Source organism: Sphingorhabdus sp. SMR4y (genome assembly GCF_002218195.1).
Taxonomy (GTDB): domain Bacteria; phylum Pseudomonadota; class Alphaproteobacteria; order Sphingomonadales; family Sphingomonadaceae; genus Parasphingorhabdus.
Genome location: NZ_CP022336.1, coordinates 2,704,640 through 2,725,546, shown reverse-complemented (window position 1 = coordinate 2,725,546; position 20,907 = coordinate 2,704,640). Strand labels below are relative to the sequence as shown.

Sequence of the window (20,907 nt, the reverse complement as noted above, 5' to 3'; positions counted from 1 at the left end):
CCTGTCGAAGCATCGGACTTGACGCGAACGGCCGTGCACCTTCGGTAGCCTGCGGCTCGACAAGATCAGGGCGAACGGTAACTTTTTAGGAGACACATGATGACCAATCCGCTGTTCGACCTCACGGGAGAAACCGCCGTTATCACCGGCGCCGGCCGGGGCATTGGCGAGGGCATGGCCAAGACCCTGGCCGATGCCGGTTGCAATATCGTCTGCGCTTCGCGGAGTATCGACGAGATCAGCCGCGTGGCCGATGAAATCAATACCAGCAACAGCAGCGGACGGGCAATTGCCCATGCAACCGATGTCACCAGCGCCGAGGATATGGAAAAACTCGCCCAGCGCGCGATCGACGAATTTGGCAGGCTTGACATCTGGGTCAATAATGCCGGCGGCTCTCTGGTATCCGCACCGCTGACGGAACTGGACGAAGCGGAATGGGACAGAACGCTGGCGACCAATTTGACATCGGTTTTCCATGGCGTGCGCGCCGCCTGCAAGCATTTCGGCGAAGGCAGCCGGATCGTCAACACATCCTCTCTGGCCGCAGAAGAGCCGTTTCCCGGCAGCGGCCATTATAGCGCTGCCAAGGCCGGTGTACTGATGCTGACCAAGACGCTCGCCCATGAGCTCGGTCCGAAAACGCGGGTCAACGCGATCCTTCCGGGCTTTGTTCCGACCGACACGGTGAAAAAGGCGCTGAACATGACCGACGAGGATTTTGTCGGTTTTGAAGACACGCTCGGCCTGCCCGCCGGGCGATTGGGTACACCGCAGGATATCGGCGCGCTGACGCTTTATCTCTGCGCACCGGCATCGGAATGGGTAACCGGCCAGTGCATCCGGATCGCTGGCAAGCCCTGACACTCCTGGCCAATTTATATGGTGCCAAACCGTCCACTGGTCCGCCGAAACTTGTAATGATCCGCAACTTGCTGCATTCTCTCCCTATATTTCCGTGGGGAGGAGATGTCGTGAGCACAGGCAAACAGGCACAGATTGTACCGACCTCGGTAGCCAGCGATCTGGCGCTGAGCGATCTGCGCGCCGCACTGGTAGCAGGCTGGAATGATTTCAGAGCCTATCCGGCTTTCGGGCTGTTTTTCGCCGCCATCTATGTCGGCGCCGGTATGTTCATTTATTTTGCCCTGTTCGAACGCGGCGAAGTCGCGTGGCTGGTCCCGGCGGCTGCGGGCTTTCCCCTGCTCGCGCCATTTGTTGCCGTTGGCCTGTATGAAGTGAGTCGCCGGCGAGAAGCCGGCCTGCCTATGAGCTGGCGCGCAATTCTCGGAGCCTTGCGCGGACGCGGCGACGAGCAGATATTGAGCATGGGCGTCATCCTGTTTGTCGCTTTCGGCTTCTGGCTGATGGTCGCGCACGGAATATTCGCGATCTTTCTGGCCGAGTCCGGTATCGGGTCGGAATCGATCGCGCTTCTGGCCACGGGTGCGGGTCTGATGATGTTGCTGGTGGGCGGTGTCGTCGGCGCGCTGATGGCGCTGGCCTTTTATGCGATTACGGTCATCAGCCTGCCGATGCTGGTGGACCGCAATGTCGATTTTATCACCGCCATCATTGTCAGCCTGGCATCCGTACGCTCCAACAAATTTGTATTGCTGATCTGGGCCATTTTGATTGCGACAGCATTATTTGTCGCCATGCTGCCGCTATTTCTGGGGCTGCTCGTCGTGCTCCCGGTACTGGGGCACGCAACCTGGCATCTGTACCGGCGCTTGACCAGCGAGCCCGCTACAGCGCGTCCACAAGCTGGTGATCAGCTGCTGGCCTAGGATCTACGAAGGTTTTCTAACCATCAGCACATCGACCGGCGACCAGCCCATCATTTCGCTGGCGCGGCTGCCGATGGTTGCCATGACGAAACCGCCACGCCCGTGCGTCCCGAGCACCAGCAGATCAAAGTCACCGCTATCGAGCATATTGTACACCGACTGGTGCAAATTGCCTTCGACGAGCTGCGGGCTGACGCGCGATGCAGCGCTCTCCGGCAGGTCCAGACCGGCTATGAAGTCCTGCAGGTCCTTTTCCGCATCGGCCAGCATCTCATCCGCAACACCATCGGATTTCAGCCAGGCTTCATAGGCGACATGATAGGCGTGCACGAGGTCGATTTTGGCGTTCGGAAACAGATCCAGTGCGGTACGCAGCGCATGGGCGGAAAAATCGGAAAAGTCTGTCGCTACCAATATCCGGTCATAATTGCCGCGCGGGCGTTCCTTCACGATCAGCACGGGAGCCTTGGCGTGGTGCACCAGATGATCAACCGCCGTGCCGAGGAAAAAATCGGAGATATTATTGTGACGCGCAGCGCCGACTATGATCAGATCACTGTCCAGCTGTTCCGCTGTGTCGGCAATGACATGCGGCGGCTTGCCATAGTTTATCGCCAGATTGCAGCCTTCGGCATCGGCGCCATAGGTGCGAAGCAGCTGCGCCTCGACCTTCGCGATATCCACTTCCTTCTTGGGATTGCTGACAAACAGCAGGGTGCGCGCCGCGTCCCATGTGTCAGCGAGTGTCTTGGCCCGCGCGAACGGCCTGTCCCCTCTCGCTGTCAGATCGGTGGCGACCAGAATTTTCGTCGGTACGGACATGGATTTTGCTCCTGTTAATTCAAATGCCTGACCATCGGTCCCGTCGAAGCCGACAGGGAATTGGCCCCTGATCCACCACAATAGCCATTCCCCCGCGGAACGACATCAGTATCACTACGGATATATCAGGCTTGAAGCTAACAGCCGGAAATGAAAAAAACAGCAACATATCCGATAGAAAATGCCGCTGCCCGGGGCCTTGTCGGCAGATATCCGCATTGATTTGGCACCTTACCGAAGCGCCGCCGGCGAACGGTTCGGCCGAATTATCCACCCCTGTGCCGAATAGACTGACCGCTGGCAGCCGATGACTATACAGCGCAGGTTCATGGGCCTGCTGTCACCTGAAACAAACCCCCGGATGACATTGGCAATATAGCAGCTCTAATCGAAACATTTCCTTTTTTATGAATAATTTTTTCAAGCTCCGGTCGCATGATCTGGCGATCGATCTCGGTACAGCCAACACTTTGATCTACGCGCGAGACCGCGGCATCGTGCTCGACGAGCCATCCGTTGTTGCGCTCGAGACGATGGACGGCGTGACCAGCGTGCGCGCCGTCGGCAGCGACGCCAAGCTGATGATGGGCAAGGCGCCGGTCAATATTAAAGTCATGCGCCCGCTCAAGGACGGCGTGATTGCCGATCTTGATGTCGCCGAGCAGATGATCAATCACCTCATCCACAAGGTGCACAAAAAGAAGACCGGAATATTCAGTCGCTTCAACATTGTTGTCTGCATCCCGTCCGGATCCACCAATGTGCAGCTTCGCGCGTTGCGAGACGCGGCCTCCAATGCCGGTGCGTCGGGTATATTTTTCATCGAAGAACCGATGGCTGCGGCGATTGGCGCCGGGCTGGCGGTGACCGACCCGACCGGCGCGATGGTAGTCGATATAGGCGGCGGCACCACCGAAGTTGCAATATTGTCTTTGCAGGGCCTGGCCTACAGCACGTCCGGACGCATGGGCGGCGACAAGATTGACGACACCATCACCTCGCATATCCGTCGCAAGCATAATCTGGCGATAGGCGAATCCACGACGGAGCTGATCAAACATGGTATCGCCAGTGCCATGAGCCCGGCGGACGGGGGCCGGACCATGCATATCAAGGGTCGCGATCTGGTCAGCGGCATGCCGAAGAAAATTGCCATCACCGAAGCCGAAATTGCCCAGGCGATTGCCGAACCGATCGGTCAAATCGCCGAATCCGTGCTCAACGCCCTCGAACATAGCAAGCCGGAACTGGCGGCGGACATCATGGAACAGGGCATTGTCCTGACCGGCGGCGGGGCCTTGCTGGGACGGATTGATGAATTTATCTCAGAGAAAACAGGGTTGGCGGTCACCATCGCCGATGATCCCCTGACCTGTGTCGCCAACGGTGCAGGCCAGGCGATGGAAGACCCGCTTCTGCGCAACGTGCTGATCCCCGCCTGAGCCCAGCGGGATCGATCTCACGCATGAAAAAGGGCCCCGGAACCGGTCCGGAGCCCTTTTCCCTATAGAATCTGTCCAAAGCCTAGCCGACGACAATCATCACCAACGAGGTGGCGATCAGGGCCGGTGTCTCGATTCCGTCAATTTCGACGACGACATTATAGGTCAGCAACCAGCGGCCTGGCTGCTTCTCGATCGCATCGACCAGTGTATGACGGCCACGCACCTTGGAACCGGCGCGGACCGGATTGAGGAAACGCACCTTGTCGAAACCGTAGTTGATGCCCATCACCGTGCCTTCGAGACCCAGCGTCGTGCCGTAAGACAGTTTCGGCAACAGCGAGAGCGTCAGCAATCCATGGGCGATGGTGCCGCCAAATGGCGTTTTTGCTGCGGCCTCTTCATCAATATGGATAAACTGGTGATCTTCGGTACAGTCGGCGAATGTGTTGATCCGGTCCTGATCGACCAGAACCCAGTCGGAAACGCCGACTTCCTTGCCCTTCCAGGATTCCAGTTCGCTTGCTTTGATCGTTGGCATAGTATTTCTCCTGTTCGCGGGTCTTTTAGCCCTTCATGACTTCCTGCATCCGGCGGAAGAATTTGCCGCCCTGGCCGCCACCATTGGCATATTCCTGCATGCCGGTTTCGTCGAGAATCTGCTCCATATTCTCCGCGATCGCCTCTGCGCTGCGCTTGTCTTCAGGCAGCCAGATGCCTTCTGTTTCAAAGATTTTCGCCGCTGCATAGCCACCGGCACCGGCGGTCAATATGGTCTTCGACGGCGCGCCGTCGCTGCACAGATAGACCACCGCAGGGGTTACCGCTTCGGGAACCAGTGCCTTCAGCGCTTCTTCCGGCATGATATCTTCGGTCATGCGGGTCGCGGCCACCGGCGAAATACAGTTGGTGTGGATCCCCTTCCCAGCACCTTCCTGGTGCAGCGTGTTCATGAAACCGACCAGCGCCAGTTTCGCGGCGCCATAATTGGCCTGGCCGAAATTGCCATAGAGACCGGTCGACGATGTGGTCATCACGATCCGGCCATATTGACGTTCGCGCATATGGTCCCAGACCGCCTTGGTACAATTGGCGCTACCGGTCAGATGGACATCCATGACGAACTGGAAATCTTCCATCGTCATCTTGTGGAAGCTCTTGTCGCGCAGCACGCCGGCATTGTTGACGAGAATGTCGACATGGCCCCATTTGGCAATCGCATCGGCGACCATTTTTTCTACCGCAGGCATGTCGGTGACGCTGCAGCCGGCTGCCATGGCTTCGCCGCCCTCGGCTTCGATTTCAGCGACAACCTGTTCGGCCACGGTAGCCGAACCGCCGGTGCCGTCGCGCGCGCCGCCGAAATCATTGACGACAACCTTCACGCCACGCCGTGCCAGTTCCTTGGCATGTTCGCGGCCCAGACCGGCGCCAGCGCCGGTGACAATTGCAACGCGGTCGTTAAATTCTACAGTGCTCATGACGAGTCCCTCTTTAATTGAATGATTAACGGAACCGATGCGCAATCAGCCGCGCCGAGTCAAGCGGCAAGACCGCTATTTTGCTGTCGTTTTTGACCGGCCCCTGCCCGCCGTAGCGGCAGAAGAGGAAACACGCTTTTTCGGTTTTTTCGGCTGTTTGGACTTCTTCGCCCTGGCCTTTTTCGAATCCGACGCCGCCTGTTTTGCCGCTGCTGCCATGAGGTCGGCAAAACTGTCGGAAATACAGGTCGCGTAAAATTCCGGATCCGGCATGATATTGCGGTCGGCCAGAAAGGTCAGGATGACATTGCCATTATAGCTGGTCACGACATGGAACAGCCCCTGCCCTTCGGCAAGAATGCCCATGCCGAAGGACTTGACCAGCTCGGCACCGGCAAAATACATCGGTACCATCGGCCCCGGCACATTGGTCACCACCGTATTCACCGCCGGATTGAGCCGCTCGACCAGACCGGCGCGAACCATCATCTTGGTGCCCGCTGCGGTCAGTCCGGCCGGCATCGCGCCGGATAGTTCCATCAAAGTCTTGGCGCCCAGTGCCTGGGTCATCGCCTTGGACCTCCGGGTTTCCTCCATGATGAATTTCAGCCGGTCACCCGCATCGGCGAGATGGGTGCCGACGCCCACCTGCATCATCGTCACCTGGTTGCCGGCGCTATCCTTGTCGTCATCGGTCCGAACGGAGACCGGCGCCCCGATTTTCAGCGTCTTTTCGGGGAGGTCATCCTTGGCCACCAGATAGCCGCGCATCGATCCGCTGACCACCGCGATCATCACATCGTTCACTGTCGCGCCGGGAAAGGCCTCCCGGATTTTCTTGATGTCCGACAAGGCGAATTCGCGACCATCGAACACCCGATGCGGGCTGAGCTTCTTGTTGAAGCGCGTCTTGGGAATACTGCCCTTTGCGTCATCGCGCTGGCGAAATTCGCGCTGCACCTCGAACAGCCGTTTCGGCATCGGGATCAGCTTCTGCAGATTCTGCAGCCCGCGCACCGGATTGGCAATATTGTTGAACTGCGCTTTGGCCAGCAGGGCAACGGGATTGGGGTCTTTCTCCGGTTCGAACTGCAAGTCGAACTTGCGGGGTTTCATTTCGGCGTCGAGATCGTGCAGCGCCAATGTCATCTGCAAACCCGACTGACCGTCAATCGCGGCATGGTGCATCTTGTGCAGCACTGCAAAGCTGCCGTTCGGCACACCCTCGACATTATCCAGCCCCTCGATCACCGTATATTCCCACAGCGGCTTGTTCATATCCATCGGCCGGGCGTAGATGCGCGCCGCCTGAATACACAATTGCCGCCAGTCACCCGGCTTCGGCAGGGCGATATGGCGAACGTGAAACTCGAGATCGAAATTGGCGTCGTCGACCCAATAGGGGTGGTCGAGATCAAGCGGCACCCGCACCAGTTTCTGCCGGAAAATCCGCGCGCCATCGAGACGCCCCTCGATATAGCGCAATATGTCCTTGAACCCGACTTTGCCGCCGGGCGCGGTCGAGGGATCATAGATCAACAGCTGGCCGATATGCATCGGCGTGTTCGCGGTTTCAGTATAGGCAAACATCGCATCAAGTGCGCTTAGCTGTTTCATGGCAATCCCCTCCGGTCGCTGCAATGCCGGTCAGCATAGTGCAAATATATCTGATATGCGAATCCGTATACCATTGCCTTGAACTCCGGCCCCCGGCCGCTGAGCAAGCCGCCAGACCGGGAGGGAAATCAGTACCCGTGCCAGTCCTTGACCAGATATTGCGGCGGAACCGCGCGGCCCCAGTAGAAACCCTGTCCCTGATCGGCACCAAGAAGCCGTGCCTTTTCGAGATGCAATGATGTCTCGATGCCCTCGACCACCGTCTTGGCTCCGCGCATGTGGCAAAAGTCGATAATCGATCCAAGCACCGAGATCGGCACGCGGTCGTTGCAAAAGGCCCAGAAAATCTCCTTGTCCAACTTCAGTTCGGCAAAGGGGATTTCGGCAATCCGGTCCAAATTGCTGTGACCGGTCCCATAATCGTCAATCGACACTTTAAGACCATATTGATTCAACATCTGGCAGATTTCGGAAACAACCTTGATATTGGCCACCCGATTCTCTTCGGTAATTTCCATGATCACCGAGCCGCCGAGATTTGCTGACTGTTGCAACCGGGCGAACAGCGAGTCGACAAAATCGGACTGGGTGAGCAATATTGCGCTGCAGTTAAAGGATACCGGCATTCTTTTCCGGGACCGGCGCAGCGCACCGGCCAGTTTCATCACCTGGTCAACGACATTCATCGTCGCCTCAATCTCGAGAGAAATTTCCGTCGCGGCAGAGAAGATTGTTGCCGGGCTGATCGCGCGTCTGGTCTTCAGCCGCGACAAGGCTTCGTAACCGACAACGCGCCCGTCATCGAGCGCGTGTTTGGATTGGAATTCCACCACCAGATTGTCGAGCAATCTGTCGCTGGCAATCAGCGCCCCGATATATTCCGAGTCCAGATTAACCTTCTGACTGTCTGTCGCATATCGATCGATCAACTCGGTGAGCGTATCGGGTTCGAACGGCTTGGGTATCGTCGCCACAATTTGCGAATTGGCTGTCGCCAGTGGTTCCTCGCTCCCGCTATGCCACTGCGGATCTGTTCCGGTCATCAGAACCAGCGGCAACTGATGCAACAGGCCAGCACTGCTTTGGGAGAGCATTTTCCGATCCGCCAAAATAACATTGGGGGCGAAGGCCGTGGCTCCGTTTTCATCGCCCGGGGAATAGACGCATGCTACAGATATTTCGCGCTGCTCGAGATCATCCTGCAGAAAACGCGTGAACGCGCTCTCTTCGTCAATGACGAGGACTCGCTTTTGGGCCATGATCTGGGCTTTCGATTAATGAAGTTCCGCTGACGGATCTCGGGGTGATTGCGACCCTGACCGCTCGAGCTTGTTCTGCTTGGCCCGATATTCTGTACGATATTTGGATAGATAGCTGATCCGCAGCCCGGGCAAACCGGACTTGTCGATGGATTCCTGCCATGATAAAAATTCTTCGAACGACAGATCATAGCGATCACAAGCCTCCTCAAGGCTTAGCAAGCCACCGGTCACGGCAGCGACCACCTCGGCTTTTCGCCGAATTACCCATCGGGTGGTGCTGCTTTTTGGCAAATCACTGAGGCTCAGGGCTTCGCCGAACGGTCCGATTACATTTTTCGGCCTTTTCTCCCGATCGACTTCCATAAAACCTCCAGACGGCGCGGTTTCCCGCAAAGCTAACGAACGCAGCAGCAAGTCAAATGATGCTTTCTGTTACAATCATTTACATATGGACGGGAATATATTGCCATCGGGTTTCCAACAATAGTTAATACGTTGGAAATACTTGATTGATGAAAATCAATCGTTCTTTATCATGACTAAATGTCAGTTTTATTTATTAATCTTAAGTAGGAATATGTATATAGTATTTGATATTTTAGACGTATATTCGTTTTATCTGAACAATATCGTCGACAAAAGAAGCCCCGGTGTAAGGGACACCGGAGCTTTTGAAGGCTGTTTTGGCCAAATTGCGGCCGCTTGTTGGGGTTTTGCGGCTCTTGGAGTCCGGCTTTAGTTGCTGATCACCAATGCTGTTTTGACAGGCTTGCCCGATTTGGCCGCCGCCATGATCGTCACACTGGCACGCTGGGCCGAGGCCGTTGCTTCCTGCATGCAGGCGCCGTGATCCAGCACATCGGTCAGGTTCTTCGAGTCGACGCTGCCGCAAACCTCGCGGACAGCGCCCTTCAGACGGCCCTGCAAAGTCGACTGGCCATCTTCGCTGGTCAGATCCAGGTCAGCATAGTCCACCGTAGCGGTCCGGGTCACCCGACCCTGGGCACTGGCACTCGTGGCAAAGCCGGTGGCGGCAACAGCGACCGCAGCGGCGGCACAAAGGGATTTGGTAAAGTTAATGTTCGACATTCTCTCACTCCTCAAAAATTTTCTGGGCGTTGCCGGTAGAACAAGGGGGCCGGCGCTGCCCGTTAGGGGGTGAGGTCGGGAGCGGTTTGTCCATCGTGCCGGGGAAGGGCTGTCTGGAGAGACTGGTTATGCTCCCGCCTCACCATCTTGGATAGGGGAGCATGGACCGGCGAGCATCCGGACTTCGATAAACCGCCATTTTGATCGGCAAACGGCAGACAGCTTCGACCAACGACAATCGCTGGTCGACCAATTTAACATCATGTAACTTTTGTTACGAATCAAATGGTTACAGATGACACCGAATCATGCTGTATTACGACACTAAATCAGGCCGGAGAGCGGACTCGACGGGTCGGCATACATGCGACGGCCCATGCGTCCGGAGAGATAGGCCTCACGTCCGGCCTCGACGGCAAGCTTCATCGCCCGCGCCATCCGCACCGGTTCTTTCGCTTCGGCGATGGCGGTGTTCATCAAGACGCCGTCGCAGCCGAGCTCCATCGCCACCGCTGCGTCGCTGGCCGTGCCAACACCGGCATCGACCAGTACCGGTACATTGGCGCCCTCGACGATCAGCCGGATCGTCACCCGGTTCTGAATACCCAATCCGGAGCCGATCGGCGCGCCCAGCGGCATGATCGCCACGGCACCCGCGTCTTCAAGCTGTTTCGCGGCAATCGGGTCATCGACGCAGTAGACCATCGGCTTGAAACCCTCCTTGGCCAGCACTTCGGTCGCCTCGAGCGTTTCGCGCATATTGGGGTATAATGTCTTCGCCTCGCCGAGCACCTCCAGCTTGACCAGATCCCAGCCACCGGCCTCGCGCGCCAGCCGCAGGGTGCGGATCGCCTCGTCAGCATTGAAGCAGCCCGCTGTGTTGGGCAAATAGGTTATTTTCTTCGGATCTATATAGTCCATCAAAACCGGCTGGTTCGGGTCCATCACATTGACCCGGCGGACAGCCACCGTAACAATCTCCGCACCCGACGCTTCCACTGCAGCGGCATTTTCGGCAAAGTCCTTATATTTGCCGGTGCCGACAATCAGCCGCGACTTGAACGTCCGCCCTGCGACCGTCCAGCTGTCATCGCCTGAGCCGCCACCGACGAAATGCACGATTTCCAGTTCATCGCCCTGCTCGACCTTGACCTGCTCCAGCGTCGACCGGGTGACAATCTGCCGGTTGCGCTCCACGGCCACTTTCGCCGGATCGAGATCGAGCGAGCGCACCAGATCGGCAATAGAGCCACCAGCAGCAACTTTGCGGTCATCGCCATTCAACCGGATCTGAATTTCAGCCATTTCGATAACTTTCATGTCTTTAATCTCGCTTTTCAAAAACGAGCCATATAAAGAGGGCGCTTCAGTCGCAACCAAAAGCCTTGGGGAAGGACCAATATCTTGGCGGCCAAGACCATCTTTGTATTGAACGGGCCCAATCTCAACCTGCTCGGCATGCGCGAACCGGAAGTCTACGGATCGGAAACACTCGACGAGATCGCCGGACAGATTGAGGACCATGCCCAGACGCTGGGCTTGGACGTCGATATTCGCCAGAGCAATCACGAAGGCCATCTGATTGACTGGCTGCACGAAGCTTCTGCGGAAGCCGCCCATGCGGTGATCCTGAACGCCGGCGCGCTGACCCATACGTCTCTGGCCCTGTTCGACGCGATCAAGGCGATCAACACGCCGGTCATCGAAGTGCATATTTCCAATCCGGCGGCGCGCGAGGAATTTCGTCACAAGAGTTTCATCGCACCGGTTGCAAAAGGAAGCATTTGCGGCTTTGGTGCTTTGGGCTATCAATTGGCGCTGGATGCAGCGAGCAAATTTTAACGACAAGCATAAGGACAAAAAATGTCTGCAAAGAAAGAAACGGGTGAAGGCATGAACGTGGACATCAAACTGGTTCGCGATCTTGCTGCCATTCTCGACAAGGCGGGCCTGACAGAAATCGAAGTCGAAGATGGTGAGCGCAAGATCAAGGTCGCGCGCGGCGGTACCCCGGTTGTGTCCGCACCGATCGCAGCAGCCCCGGCACCCGCTGCCCCCGCAGCACCTGCCCCGGCCGCAGAAGCAGCAGCCGCTCCGGCAGACGACCATGCCGGCGCACAGAAATCGCCGATGGTCGGCACGGCCTATCTGGCGCCAGAACCCGGTGCCGCCAATTTCATCAGCGTCGGGGACAAGGTCGCCGCAGGTGACACGTTGCTGATCGTGGAGGCCATGAAAGTGATGAACCCGATCACCTCCGACAAAGCCGGCACGGTCAAGGCGATCCTGGTCGAAAATGGCCAGCCGATAGAATTCGACCAGCCGCTCGTCGTGATCGCTTGAGGTTTATAGCGTGACCATTGAAAAAATCCTGATTGCCAATCGCGGAGAAATCGCTCTCCGGATTTTGCGCGCGGCCAAAGAGCTGGGCATCGAAACCGTCGCCGTCCACAGCACCGCGGACGCAGACGCCATGCATGTGCGGCTTGCCGACCAGGCCGTCTGCATCGGCCCCCCCTCCGCAGCCGACAGCTATCTGTCGATACCGGCGATCATCTCGGCTGCCGAGATCAGCGGCGCGGACGCGATTCACCCCGGCTATGGCTTCCTTTCCGAAAACGCGCATTTCGCCGAAGTCGTCGAGGCGCATGGTATCAAGTGGATCGGCCCCAAACCGGAACATATCAAGGTGATGGGCGACAAGGTTGCCGCCAAGAAAACCGCCGGTGATCTGGGCATCCCTCTGGTGCCCGGATCCGATGGCGCAGTCAGCGAGATTGCGGAGGCCAAGCAGGTCGCCAAGCAGGTCGGCTATCCGGTGATCATCAAGGCCGCTTCCGGCGGCGGTGGTCGCGGCATGAAAGTGGTCAACAACGAAACCGAGCTGGAAACCCAGATGAAGCAGGCCGGCACCGAGGCGAAGGCCGCCTTCGGTGACGCGACTGTCTATATCGAAAAATATCTGGGCGATCCGCGCCATATCGAATTTCAGGTCTTCGGTGACGGTCGTGGCAATGCCATCCATCTCGGCGAACGCGACTGTTCGCTGCAGCGCCGTCACCAGAAGGTTCTCGAGGAAGCGCCTTCGCCGGTGATCAGCGCAGAGCAGCGCGAAGCCATGGGCAAGGTCTGTGTCGACGCGATGAAGGGCATGCAATATCGCGGTGCCGGCACGATCGAATTTCTCTACGAAAATGACGAATTTTATTTTATCGAAATGAACACCCGCCTGCAGGTCGAGCATCCGGTTACCGAGATGATCACCGGCGTTGACCTGGTCCGCGAACAGATCCGTATCGCCGATGGCCGCGATCTTTCGGTGAAACAGGAAGATCTGGTATTCAGCGGCCATGCCATCGAATGCCGGATCAATGCGGAAAATCCCAAGACTTGGGCGCCATCCCCCGGCAAGGTCACCAGCTATCATGCGCCCGGCGGCATGCATGTCCGCGTCGACAGCGGTCTCTACGCCGGCTATTCGATCCCGCCTTATTACGACAGCATGATTGCCAAGCTGATTGTCTATGGCCGCACCCGCGACGGTTGCATGATGCGGCTGGCCCGCGCGCTCGACGAATTTGTCATCGAAGGCGTCGAGACAACCATCCCGTTGCACCAGAAGCTGGTCTATGACGAGGAGTTCCAGTCCGGCGAATATACGATCAAATGGCTGGAAGAATGGCTCGAGAAGGATAATCTGAAAGACTAGATCGTGTTCCCAGCCCGCGCGGGGGTGGATTGAACAGGAGTTTTGTTCAGGTTAAATCCACCTTTCCTGAACATAACAAGTCAGTTCAGGACTCCGACAGGGTTAATGAACTATCACCTGTTGCACAGATGCGGCAAATGGAGTCGCCAGCAACAGGAGTAAGCCATGCGTATATTTTTAGCCACAGGCCTGATGGCGGCCACGATGTTGACGCCCGCCGCCGCATCCGCCGCCGAAATTGCACCCAACCTCAACAGCGCGCCCGGACTGACCAAGGCCGACCTAACCGGCGCTGTCGCTTTGCAGCGCGATGGCCGCAGCGAGCGGCGGGCCAATCGCGCCAACCGTCAGGGCAATCGCGGGCAGGCCCGAAACAACCGCGGACAGGCTGATATAAGCCGGCAAAGCCGAACCGCATCGCGAAGCAACCGAACCGAAACACGCGAGTCCCGCCAGACCCGCCGCGCGGAACGGTCTGCTGACCGCAGTGTCAATCTCGCCACCCAGCGGGAGCGGCGGGTGGACCGCCAGCGCGCGGCCAGCAGGTCAGCCACCCAGAACCGCCGGACCGTAGAACGGCGTGCCGCCAGACGTGGCGACGTCAACCGCGACGGCCGGGTCGACAGGCGCTATGATCGCAATCGCGACGGCCGGATCGACCGCCGCTACGACCGCAACAACAATGACCGGGTCGACCGTCGGGTGGACCGCAACCGCGATGGCCGTATCGACCGTCGCTATCGGGATAACCGCCAGGTCAGACACAACCGCAATTACAACCGTAACAATCGCAACTGGAACCGTAGCTGGCGTCAGGACCGGCGCTATGACTGGCGGCGCTACCGTCAGGCCAATCGCAGCTACTACCGGCTGGGACGCTATTATTCGCCTTACCGGTCACACAGCTACCGCCGCTGGAATATCGGGGTATTTCTGGGCGCATCCTTCTACGGATCGCGCTACTGGATCAACGACCCGTGGCGCTATCGTCTTCCCGCGGCCTATGCCGGCACCCGCTGGATCCGCTATTATGACGATGTCCTGCTGGTCGACACCTACACCGGCGAAGTCATCGACGTGATCTACGACTTCTTCTGGTAAGACACGACATTCGTCGACGAGACCCGCTGCCTGATCAGGCGGCGGGTTTTTTGTTGCATCCTGCCCGGCCTCCAAGCAGAAGTGCGGCGGGAAAAAAGGAGACCGAGAATGACAGGCCCGCTGGAAAAGATCGACCGGATGATGGTCCCCGGCCGCGCCAAAGACTAGACTGCATCCATGGCCAAGGTCTTTTCAAAAAAGCAGACGGAATTATACGCCAGCCCGCGGCGGATGGCGCAGCTCGGCCTGAAGGTCACCGAAAGGCTTAACGCCCATCCCCGGGTGCAATGGCTGGAAAGCCCGCTGGTGCAGCTCTATGTCCACCAGAACTTCCTCAGCGAGACCGATTGCGATCTGCTGATCAACATGATCGAGAGCGACAGTCAGCCCTCAACCCTCTACAAGGGCAGCGAGCGTGACGGCTATCGCACCAGCTACAGCTGCAATGTCGACCCCGAGGACCCGGATATCCAGCGCATCGACAAGTCGATCTGCGACCTTCTGGGCCTGCCGCAATCGCACAGCGAAATCCTTCAGGGCCAGCGCTACCGGCCGGGCCAGCAGTTCAAGGACCATCACGACTATTTTCACCAGAGTGAATCCTACTGGCAATATGAAGGCCCGCACGGCGGTCAGCGCAGCTGGACCGCCATGGCCTATCTCAACGAGCCGGAAAAAGGAGGCGCCACCGCTTTCCCGCAACTGCAGTATGAGGTCGAACCGCGCCGCGGCATGTTGTTGATCTGGAACAATATGAAGCCCGACGGGACGCCCAATATCAACACTTTGCACGCCGGTACACCGGTCGAGCAGGGCACGAAATATATCATCACCAAATGGTTCCGTCTCAACCAGTGGCGCGAGGCCTGATCCCGGGGAAAGGCCTGTTTCCCGATCAACCGCCGACCGGTTTCGACCAACGACATCCCGAATTTCGCGAAGTCGTTGCGAGTGAAACCTTACCGTGTTAGCTGGCCACAACAGTTTTGGATAGGAACCAGATATGATCAAGAATTCTCTCGCGCTTCTTCTCGGCACCAGCCTGCTCGCGACCGGCAGTCTTGCGATGGCCCAGCCGCTCGCCGTAACGAGCGCAGCGGCGATGGAACATCACGAAGCGGCGGAAATGACCGAAGGCGAAAAGCTGAAAGCCCTGTTCGCCAAAAGCGACGAGGATAATCTCAAGCGCAATCCGATCGGCGCACTTTTCCGCGGCGACGAACGCTATGCCGATCAGTTGGGCGATTATATTTCCGACGAATATTTCGCCAAGGAAAAAGCCGCCGAAACCGCCGAACTGGCGGCGCTGATGAAAATCGACCGCAGCAAGCTGAGCGCTACCGACAAAATTGCCTACGACGTGTTCAAGCGCGACAAGCAGCAGGCGCTCAAGGGCTATTCCGATGAAATCATGGCGCTGACCGTGGTCCGGCCGGTAAACCATTTCAGCGGCTTTCACACATTCTACCCCAATTTTGCATCCGGCAAGGGCGGCGCGCCGTTCAAAACGGTGAAAAATTACGAGGATAATCTGAAGCGCCACAAACAGTTCATCACCATTGGTGACCGTTCGATCGACCGCTTCCGTGAAGGCATGGACAGTGGCGTTGTCGAGACAAAGCTGACCATAACCAATGTCATTGAACAGCTTGCGACGCAGATCGGCCTGGGTCTGGAAGACAGCCCGTTCATGGCCCCGACGAAAAATTTCCCCGAGGATTTCAGCGAAGCCGACAAGGCGCGCCTGACCAAGGAGTATGAAGCGGCGACGAACGATATTTTTGCCAGCTATCAGCGGATGCGTGATTTCCTGAAAGACGAATATCTCGCCGTAGCCCGCGACGAAGTCGGACTGTCCAGCATGAAGGGCGGCGCGCTTCTCTATGAGAACATGATCGAAAATACGACGACCCTGCCGCTGAAAGCCGACTATATCCACAATCTCGGCCTCAACGAAGTCAAGCGGATCAAGACCGAGATGGAAGCGATCAAGGCCGAGGTTGGCTTTGAAGGCACATTGTCCGAATTTTTCGAATTTCTGCGCACCGACGAACAGTTCCACCCGGAATCCCGCGAAGCGCTGACCCAGGCCTATTATGACATGGGCAAGAAGGTCGACGCGAGAATCGGCGAACAGTTCAAGGTGCTGCCGAAATCACCGCTGGAAATCCGGCCCTATGATGAATCGATCGAGAAATTCCAGGCTGGTGGCTCTTACCAGAGCGGTACGCCCGACGGTTCGCGTCCCGGCGTCTTCTACTTCAATGCCTATGACCTGCCGTCGCGCAACACATCCGGCATCACGACGCTCTATCTGCACGAAGGCGCCCCGGGCCACCATTTCCAGATTTCTCTGGCTCAGGAAAATACCGACCTGCCGAACTTCATGCGCTTCGGTGGCAACACCGCCTTTGTCGAAGGCTGGGCACTTTATTCCGAGAAGCTCGGTTTCCCGATGGAGCTCTATGACGATCCCTATCAGCGTTTCGGCCATCTCGATGACGAGATGCTCCGCGCGATGCGGCTGGTCGTAGATACCGGCCTGCATAGCAAAGGCTGGACCCGTGATCAGGCCATCCAGTATATGCTCGACAACAGCAGCATGGGCAAAACCGATGCAACCGCGGAAGTCGAACGCTATATTGCCATTCCGTCGCAGGCGCTGGCCTACAAGATTGGCGCGCTGACCATTCAGCGGCTGAAAAAAGAGGCCCAGGAGGCGCTCGGCGAAAAATTCGACCCGCGCGAATTCCACGACCAGGTGCTCAACACCGGCGCCTTGCCGATGACCGTATTGGAAAGCAAGATACGCGACTGGATCAAGTCCCAGGCCTGATCAGATCATTTTCCAAGGATCGCAGCCGGTATGAAGGATAACCATCCCTCATACCGGCAAGACCATAAGGGTCGGCACGAAACGTTCCACTAACCGCATTTTAAGCAATTTCGTCTAGTCGCAGTTCCGAAACAGCGGGATGAATATGATGAAAATGGACGTATCGGGACTGATCGGGTCTATCAAAGCCAGACAGACAATTAGCGCGGCAGATGTGTTGTCGTTGCGCAAGGAGATCTGGCCCGACGGTGTGATCAGCGCGGAAGAGGCCGAGCTGCTATTCGAAATCAATGATCTCGACTGTCAGCCGGGCGAGGAGTGGCACGAGTTTTTTGTCGCCGCCATCACTGCATATATTGTCCAGCAGACGGAGCCAAAGGGCTATGTCAGCGAAGACAATGCGCGATGGCTGATGGAGAAAATCGACCATGACGGCAAAGTCCAGTCCGCTGCGGAACTGGAGCTGCTCGTGCGGACAATGGAAAAAGCCACCGGCACGCCGGAAACCCTGCAAGACTATGTCCTCAAGCAGATTGAAGATGCCGTCCTGACCGGCGAGGGTCCAACCCGCAACACAGGATCGCTGCAGCCCGGTTCTGTCAGCGATGCCGAAGTCGAGATTCTGCGCCGGGTCTGCTATGCTGCTGGCTCGGACGGACCCGGCCGGATAAGCCGCAACGAGGCCGACATGCTGTTCCGGATCAAGGATGCGACGCTCGCTGCTGGCAATAGCAAGCACTGGCCGAAACTGTTCGTTCAGCTGATCGGCAACTATCTGATGGCCTATGGCGAATATGACATGCTGTGCCGCACAGAAGCCGCGCATCTGGAACGGTTCATGGACGACAACAAGCCCAGCGTCAGGGGCTTTTTCGGCCGGATGAAAGATTCCGACATCGGCGGGACGTTTCGAAAAGTGTTCGACAGCGACATATTCGGTCAAAAGAACAGCGAATGCGGTCACATCGATGCGGTCGCGCAGGCACGAAAACTGACCATCGTGGAGAATAGCTGGTTGCATGGCAAAATTCACGCCGACCAGAATCTGGACCCGCTCGAAACCGAACTTCTCGATTTCATTGCCGATGAGCTGGCTGGAACGGGCCACTAGTTCAGCGGCTTGCTGGAGGAGCCGGCGCCGGGACAATGCTCCATGCTCAGACATGAAGGTCTCCTCCCCTGCGGGAGAAAAGGCTTGTTGCAAAATTCCCTGTCCTACACCACGCCTGTTGTGATAGTCGCGCCGCATGATCACTTTCAGAAGTTCCTCGCCAAAACCGCTATTTTTCACCATTTTCGGGTCCCACCGCATTTTTTCTCTTAACAGTGTAAACTGTGTAAAGTTCATGGCCCGATGACCGAGAGTCTGATCTCTAGCGCCCGCGAAATTCTTGCCCGGCTGATCGCCTTCGACACCACCTCTCGGAACAGCAATCTCGAACTGATCGCATGGATCGAGGATTTTCTCGCCGGCCATGGCGTGCCATCCACACGCGTCGTCAACGCTGACGGGTCCAAGGCCAATCTCTACGCGAGCGTGGGACCGAATGTGGAAGGCGGCGTGATCCTCTCGGGCCATAGCGATGTCGTACCGGTCGATGGGCAGGCCTGGGACAGCGATCCGTGGACCGTGACCGAACGCAATGGCCTGCTGCACGGACGCGGGACCTGCGACATGAAAGGGTTTATCGCGCTGGCGCTGGCCGCCGTACCCCTTTTCAGGAAGAGCGCGAAACCCGTGCATCTGGCTTTCAGCTATGACGAGGAAGTCGGCTGCCTCGGGGCGCCGGCCATGATCGAGGAAATGGCCGAAAAACTGCCAAAGCCGGCGCTCGCGATCATCGGCGAGCCGACGATGATGAAGGTCGTCAGTGGTCACAAGGGGATCACCGTTCACGAGGTCGAGATACTCGGCCACGAAGCGCATAGCAGCCTCACCCATCTCGGTCTGTCCGCCAATATGGTGGCGGTGGAACTGATGCATGATCTGGCCGAACTGGCGCGCAATCTGTGGGAAAATGCCGACCCGGAATCCCCCTTCGTTCCGCCGCATGCGACGCTGACCATCGGCAGGATGGAGGGCGGGACTGCGGCCAATATCTTGGCGCGCCGGGCACATTTTGTCTTTGACCTGCGCTGTCCGCCGGATGTCGACCCGGAAGCCGTGCTGGCGCCGTTCAAGGCAAAAATCGCAGCGCTCGATGGCGAGATGCGCGGGGCCTTTCCCGAAGCCGCCGTCACCATCACGCGGCTGTCCAATGCGCCGCCGATGACACCGGCCGGTTCCGAGGCAGCCGAGGCCTTTGTCCGTCGCTTGACCGGCGACAACAGCCCGTCGGGCGTGGTCTCCTATGCCGCCGAGGCCGGGCAGTTCCAGCAGGCCGGCTTTGCTACCGTGATCTGCGGTCCGGGATCGATCGAACAGGCCCATCAGCCGAACGAATATCTGGCGGCTGACCAGTTTGCCCGTGGCGCGGATTTCATGGAGAGGTTGGCCGAGGCCCTGGCCTAGTGCGGGAATAATCGTCCGTTCGTCCTAAGCTTATCGAAGGACCAGTCTGCGCACAATCGTCCTTAGACAGGCTCAGGACGAACGGAATGCCACCACTCCGGGTTAACGCTACGGCATCGCCGACATTTGTAAAATCGGCAGAAAACAGCTATATTGCGGGGAGAAGAGGATCGCATCATGCCCGCTGTAAAAGCCGCCAGGCCCAACGAGATTTTCACGCCTGAAGAGTGGAAGGCGCTGACCCGCGTTTCCCGCTGGCACGGTCTGTGGCTGTCGTTGCACGCCTGGCTGATGGTGGCACTGCTGACCGGCGGGACGGCGCTGCTCTGGCAATGGCACTGGCTGGCCGGACTGGCGGCAACGCCGCTGGCGCTGGTGCTGGTCGGCGGGCGCCAGCTCGGCCTGTCGATCCTGATGCACGAAGGAGCACACGGCCTGCTACACCCCAGCCGCAAGACCAACAACTTTGTCGGCCAGTGGCTGACCGGTTCGGCCACCGGCAGCGACCTGCACAGCTATCGCGCCTATCATCTAACCCATCACCGTTTCACCCAGCAGAGCGAAGATCCTGATCTCGGCCTGTCGGCGGCTTTCCCGACCACATCGGCGAGCATGAGCCGCAAGGTGATCCGCGACCTGACCGGGCAGACATTCTTCAAGCAGCGCAGCAACCAGTTAGCGGTGGCGTGGACGGGCCTGCAGGCGATGATGTCAGGTGCGCATGAGGACACGCCCCCGGCCAAGCGCGATACATCGGCAGGGACCCCGATGAACCGCAATGGTGCGGCCGGCGTCGCCGCGCCCGTGATCGATCTGGACGGGGCCAAGCGGGCCACCAGAACGGTCGGCCGTTTTCTGCTGATCCAGCTGACGGTACTGCTGGTCAGCCTGGCGACGCTCGGCATCATTCCCTTTCTGATCTGGCTGGCCGCGCTGGCGACCACGTTCCAGCTGGTCCTGCGGATTCGCAATATCGCCGAACATGCCTGCACCACCACCGGCGGCGATGACCCGTTCAGCCATGCGCGGACGACAAAAGCCAATATGCTGATGCGGATGACGCTGGCGCCTTACTGGGTCAATTATCACAGCGAGCATCATCTGTTCATGGGCGTGCCCTGCTATAATCTGCCAAAGGCGCATGACCTGCTGGTCGCCAGGGGTTACGGCCCACGCATGACGATCGCCAGCAGCTATGCCGAGGTCTTGCGGACAGTGACCCGGCCGGTCACGGCCTAGGCCAGCT

The 20,907-nt window shown here is 58.1% G+C and carries 20 protein-coding genes; 12 read left to right on the top strand and 8 right to left on the bottom strand.

Annotated features, from left to right (window positions below; genetic code table 11):
- The first annotated feature begins 96 nt into the window (after positions 1-96).
- A complete protein-coding gene (locus SPHFLASMR4Y_RS13080) occupies positions 97-864 on the top strand; it encodes an SDR family NAD(P)-dependent oxidoreductase (protein ID WP_089133938.1) in 768 nt (255 codons plus the stop codon).
- A gap of 110 nt (positions 865-974) precedes the next feature.
- A complete protein-coding gene (locus SPHFLASMR4Y_RS13075) occupies positions 975-1,790 on the top strand; it encodes a DUF2189 domain-containing protein (protein ID WP_260806973.1) in 816 nt (271 codons plus the stop codon).
- A gap of 3 nt (positions 1,791-1,793) precedes the next feature.
- On the opposite strand, the gene SPHFLASMR4Y_RS13070 is transcribed toward SPHFLASMR4Y_RS13075, so the two are convergent.
- Entirely contained in the window at positions 1,794-2,612 is an 819-nt protein-coding gene (locus SPHFLASMR4Y_RS13070; RefSeq protein WP_089133937.1) for a universal stress protein, read from the bottom strand.
- Positions 2,613-3,019: 407 nt separating this feature from the next.
- Here SPHFLASMR4Y_RS13070 and SPHFLASMR4Y_RS13065 point away from each other — a divergent pair, with 407 nt between their 5' ends.
- Entirely contained in the window at positions 3,020-4,054 is a 1,035-nt protein-coding gene (locus tag SPHFLASMR4Y_RS13065) for a rod shape-determining protein (protein ID WP_089133936.1), read from the top strand.
- Positions 4,055-4,136: 82 nt separating this feature from the next.
- Here the strand turns inward: SPHFLASMR4Y_RS13065 and SPHFLASMR4Y_RS13060 are convergent, their stop codons facing one another.
- From SPHFLASMR4Y_RS13060 to thiS, 7 genes are all read right to left on the bottom strand, one after another.
- Positions 4,137-4,595, bottom strand: coding sequence for a MaoC family dehydratase (locus tag SPHFLASMR4Y_RS13060; protein ID WP_089133935.1), 459 nt, complete (start codon positions 4,593-4,595; stop codon positions 4,137-4,139).
- 25 nt (positions 4,596-4,620) lie between these two features.
- Positions 4,621-5,535, bottom strand: a complete 915-nt coding sequence (locus SPHFLASMR4Y_RS13055) for an SDR family NAD(P)-dependent oxidoreductase (RefSeq protein ID WP_089133934.1) — start codon at positions 5,533-5,535, stop codon at positions 4,621-4,623.
- A gap of 75 nt (positions 5,536-5,610) precedes the next feature.
- Positions 5,611-7,152 (bottom strand): WS/DGAT/MGAT family O-acyltransferase, encoded by a 1,542-nt coding sequence (locus SPHFLASMR4Y_RS13050; protein WP_089133933.1) that lies wholly within the window; start codon positions 7,150-7,152, stop codon positions 5,611-5,613.
- Positions 7,153-7,280: 128 nt separating this feature from the next.
- Positions 7,281-8,411: an EAL domain-containing response regulator gene (locus SPHFLASMR4Y_RS13045; RefSeq protein WP_089133932.1), complete on the bottom strand. Its 1,131-nt coding sequence runs from the start codon at positions 8,409-8,411 to the stop codon at positions 7,281-7,283.
- 15 nt (positions 8,412-8,426) lie between these two features.
- On the bottom strand, positions 8,427-8,777 hold the full coding sequence (locus SPHFLASMR4Y_RS13040) for a DUF1153 domain-containing protein (RefSeq protein ID WP_089133931.1): 351 nt from the start codon (positions 8,775-8,777) through the stop codon (positions 8,427-8,429).
- Positions 8,778-9,149: 372 nt separating this feature from the next.
- Positions 9,150-9,503 (bottom strand): UrcA family protein, encoded by a 354-nt coding sequence (locus SPHFLASMR4Y_RS13030; protein ID WP_089133929.1) that lies wholly within the window; start codon positions 9,501-9,503, stop codon positions 9,150-9,152.
- A 324-nt stretch (positions 9,504-9,827) separates the two neighbouring features.
- Positions 9,828-10,808 (bottom strand): sulfur carrier protein ThiS, encoded by a 981-nt coding sequence (gene thiS, locus SPHFLASMR4Y_RS13025; protein ID WP_089134885.1) that lies wholly within the window; start codon positions 10,806-10,808, stop codon positions 9,828-9,830.
- A 153-nt stretch (positions 10,809-10,961) separates the two neighbouring features.
- On the opposite strand from thiS, the gene SPHFLASMR4Y_RS13020 reads away from it, so the two are divergent.
- The 9 genes from SPHFLASMR4Y_RS13020 to SPHFLASMR4Y_RS12980 all read left to right on the top strand — a co-directional run bounded on the left by SPHFLASMR4Y_RS13020 (position 10,962) and on the right by SPHFLASMR4Y_RS12980 (position 20,900).
- Positions 10,962-11,345 carry a type II 3-dehydroquinate dehydratase gene (locus SPHFLASMR4Y_RS13020; RefSeq protein WP_260807157.1) on the top strand — a complete coding sequence of 128 codons (384 nt, stop codon included), beginning with the start codon at positions 10,962-10,964 and terminating at the stop codon, positions 11,343-11,345.
- 21 nt (positions 11,346-11,366) lie between these two features.
- Positions 11,367-11,846, top strand: a complete 480-nt coding sequence (gene accB, locus SPHFLASMR4Y_RS13015; protein WP_260806972.1) for an acetyl-CoA carboxylase biotin carboxyl carrier protein — start codon at positions 11,367-11,369, stop codon at positions 11,844-11,846.
- Between the two features lie 10 nt (positions 11,847-11,856).
- Positions 11,857-13,212 (top strand): acetyl-CoA carboxylase biotin carboxylase subunit, encoded by a 1,356-nt coding sequence (gene accC, locus SPHFLASMR4Y_RS13010; RefSeq protein ID WP_089133927.1) that lies wholly within the window; start codon positions 11,857-11,859, stop codon positions 13,210-13,212.
- 165 nt (positions 13,213-13,377) lie between these two features.
- Positions 13,378-14,313 carry an RcnB family protein gene (locus tag SPHFLASMR4Y_RS13005; RefSeq protein WP_260806971.1) on the top strand — a complete coding sequence of 312 codons (936 nt, stop codon included), beginning with the start codon at positions 13,378-13,380 and terminating at the stop codon, positions 14,311-14,313.
- A 177-nt stretch (positions 14,314-14,490) separates the two neighbouring features.
- A complete protein-coding gene (locus tag SPHFLASMR4Y_RS13000; protein ID WP_089133926.1) occupies positions 14,491-15,183 on the top strand; it encodes a prolyl hydroxylase family protein in 693 nt (230 codons plus the stop codon).
- A 133-nt stretch (positions 15,184-15,316) separates the two neighbouring features.
- Entirely contained in the window at positions 15,317-17,149 is a 1,833-nt protein-coding gene (locus tag SPHFLASMR4Y_RS12995; protein ID WP_089133925.1) for a DUF885 domain-containing protein, read from the top strand.
- Positions 17,150-17,288: 139 nt separating this feature from the next.
- Positions 17,289-18,260 carry a hypothetical protein gene (locus SPHFLASMR4Y_RS12990; protein ID WP_089133924.1) on the top strand — a complete coding sequence of 324 codons (972 nt, stop codon included), beginning with the start codon at positions 17,289-17,291 and terminating at the stop codon, positions 18,258-18,260.
- Positions 18,261-18,503: 243 nt separating this feature from the next.
- Positions 18,504-19,661 carry an acetylornithine deacetylase gene (gene argE, locus SPHFLASMR4Y_RS12985; protein ID WP_089133923.1) on the top strand — a complete coding sequence of 386 codons (1,158 nt, stop codon included), beginning with the start codon at positions 18,504-18,506 and terminating at the stop codon, positions 19,659-19,661.
- A gap of 177 nt (positions 19,662-19,838) precedes the next feature.
- The gene (locus tag SPHFLASMR4Y_RS12980) at positions 19,839-20,900 is read left to right on the top strand and encodes a fatty acid desaturase family protein (protein WP_089134882.1); all 1,062 of its coding nucleotides are present in this window, start codon (positions 19,839-19,841) and stop codon (positions 20,898-20,900) included.
- Positions 20,901-20,907: the final 7 nt, after the last annotated feature.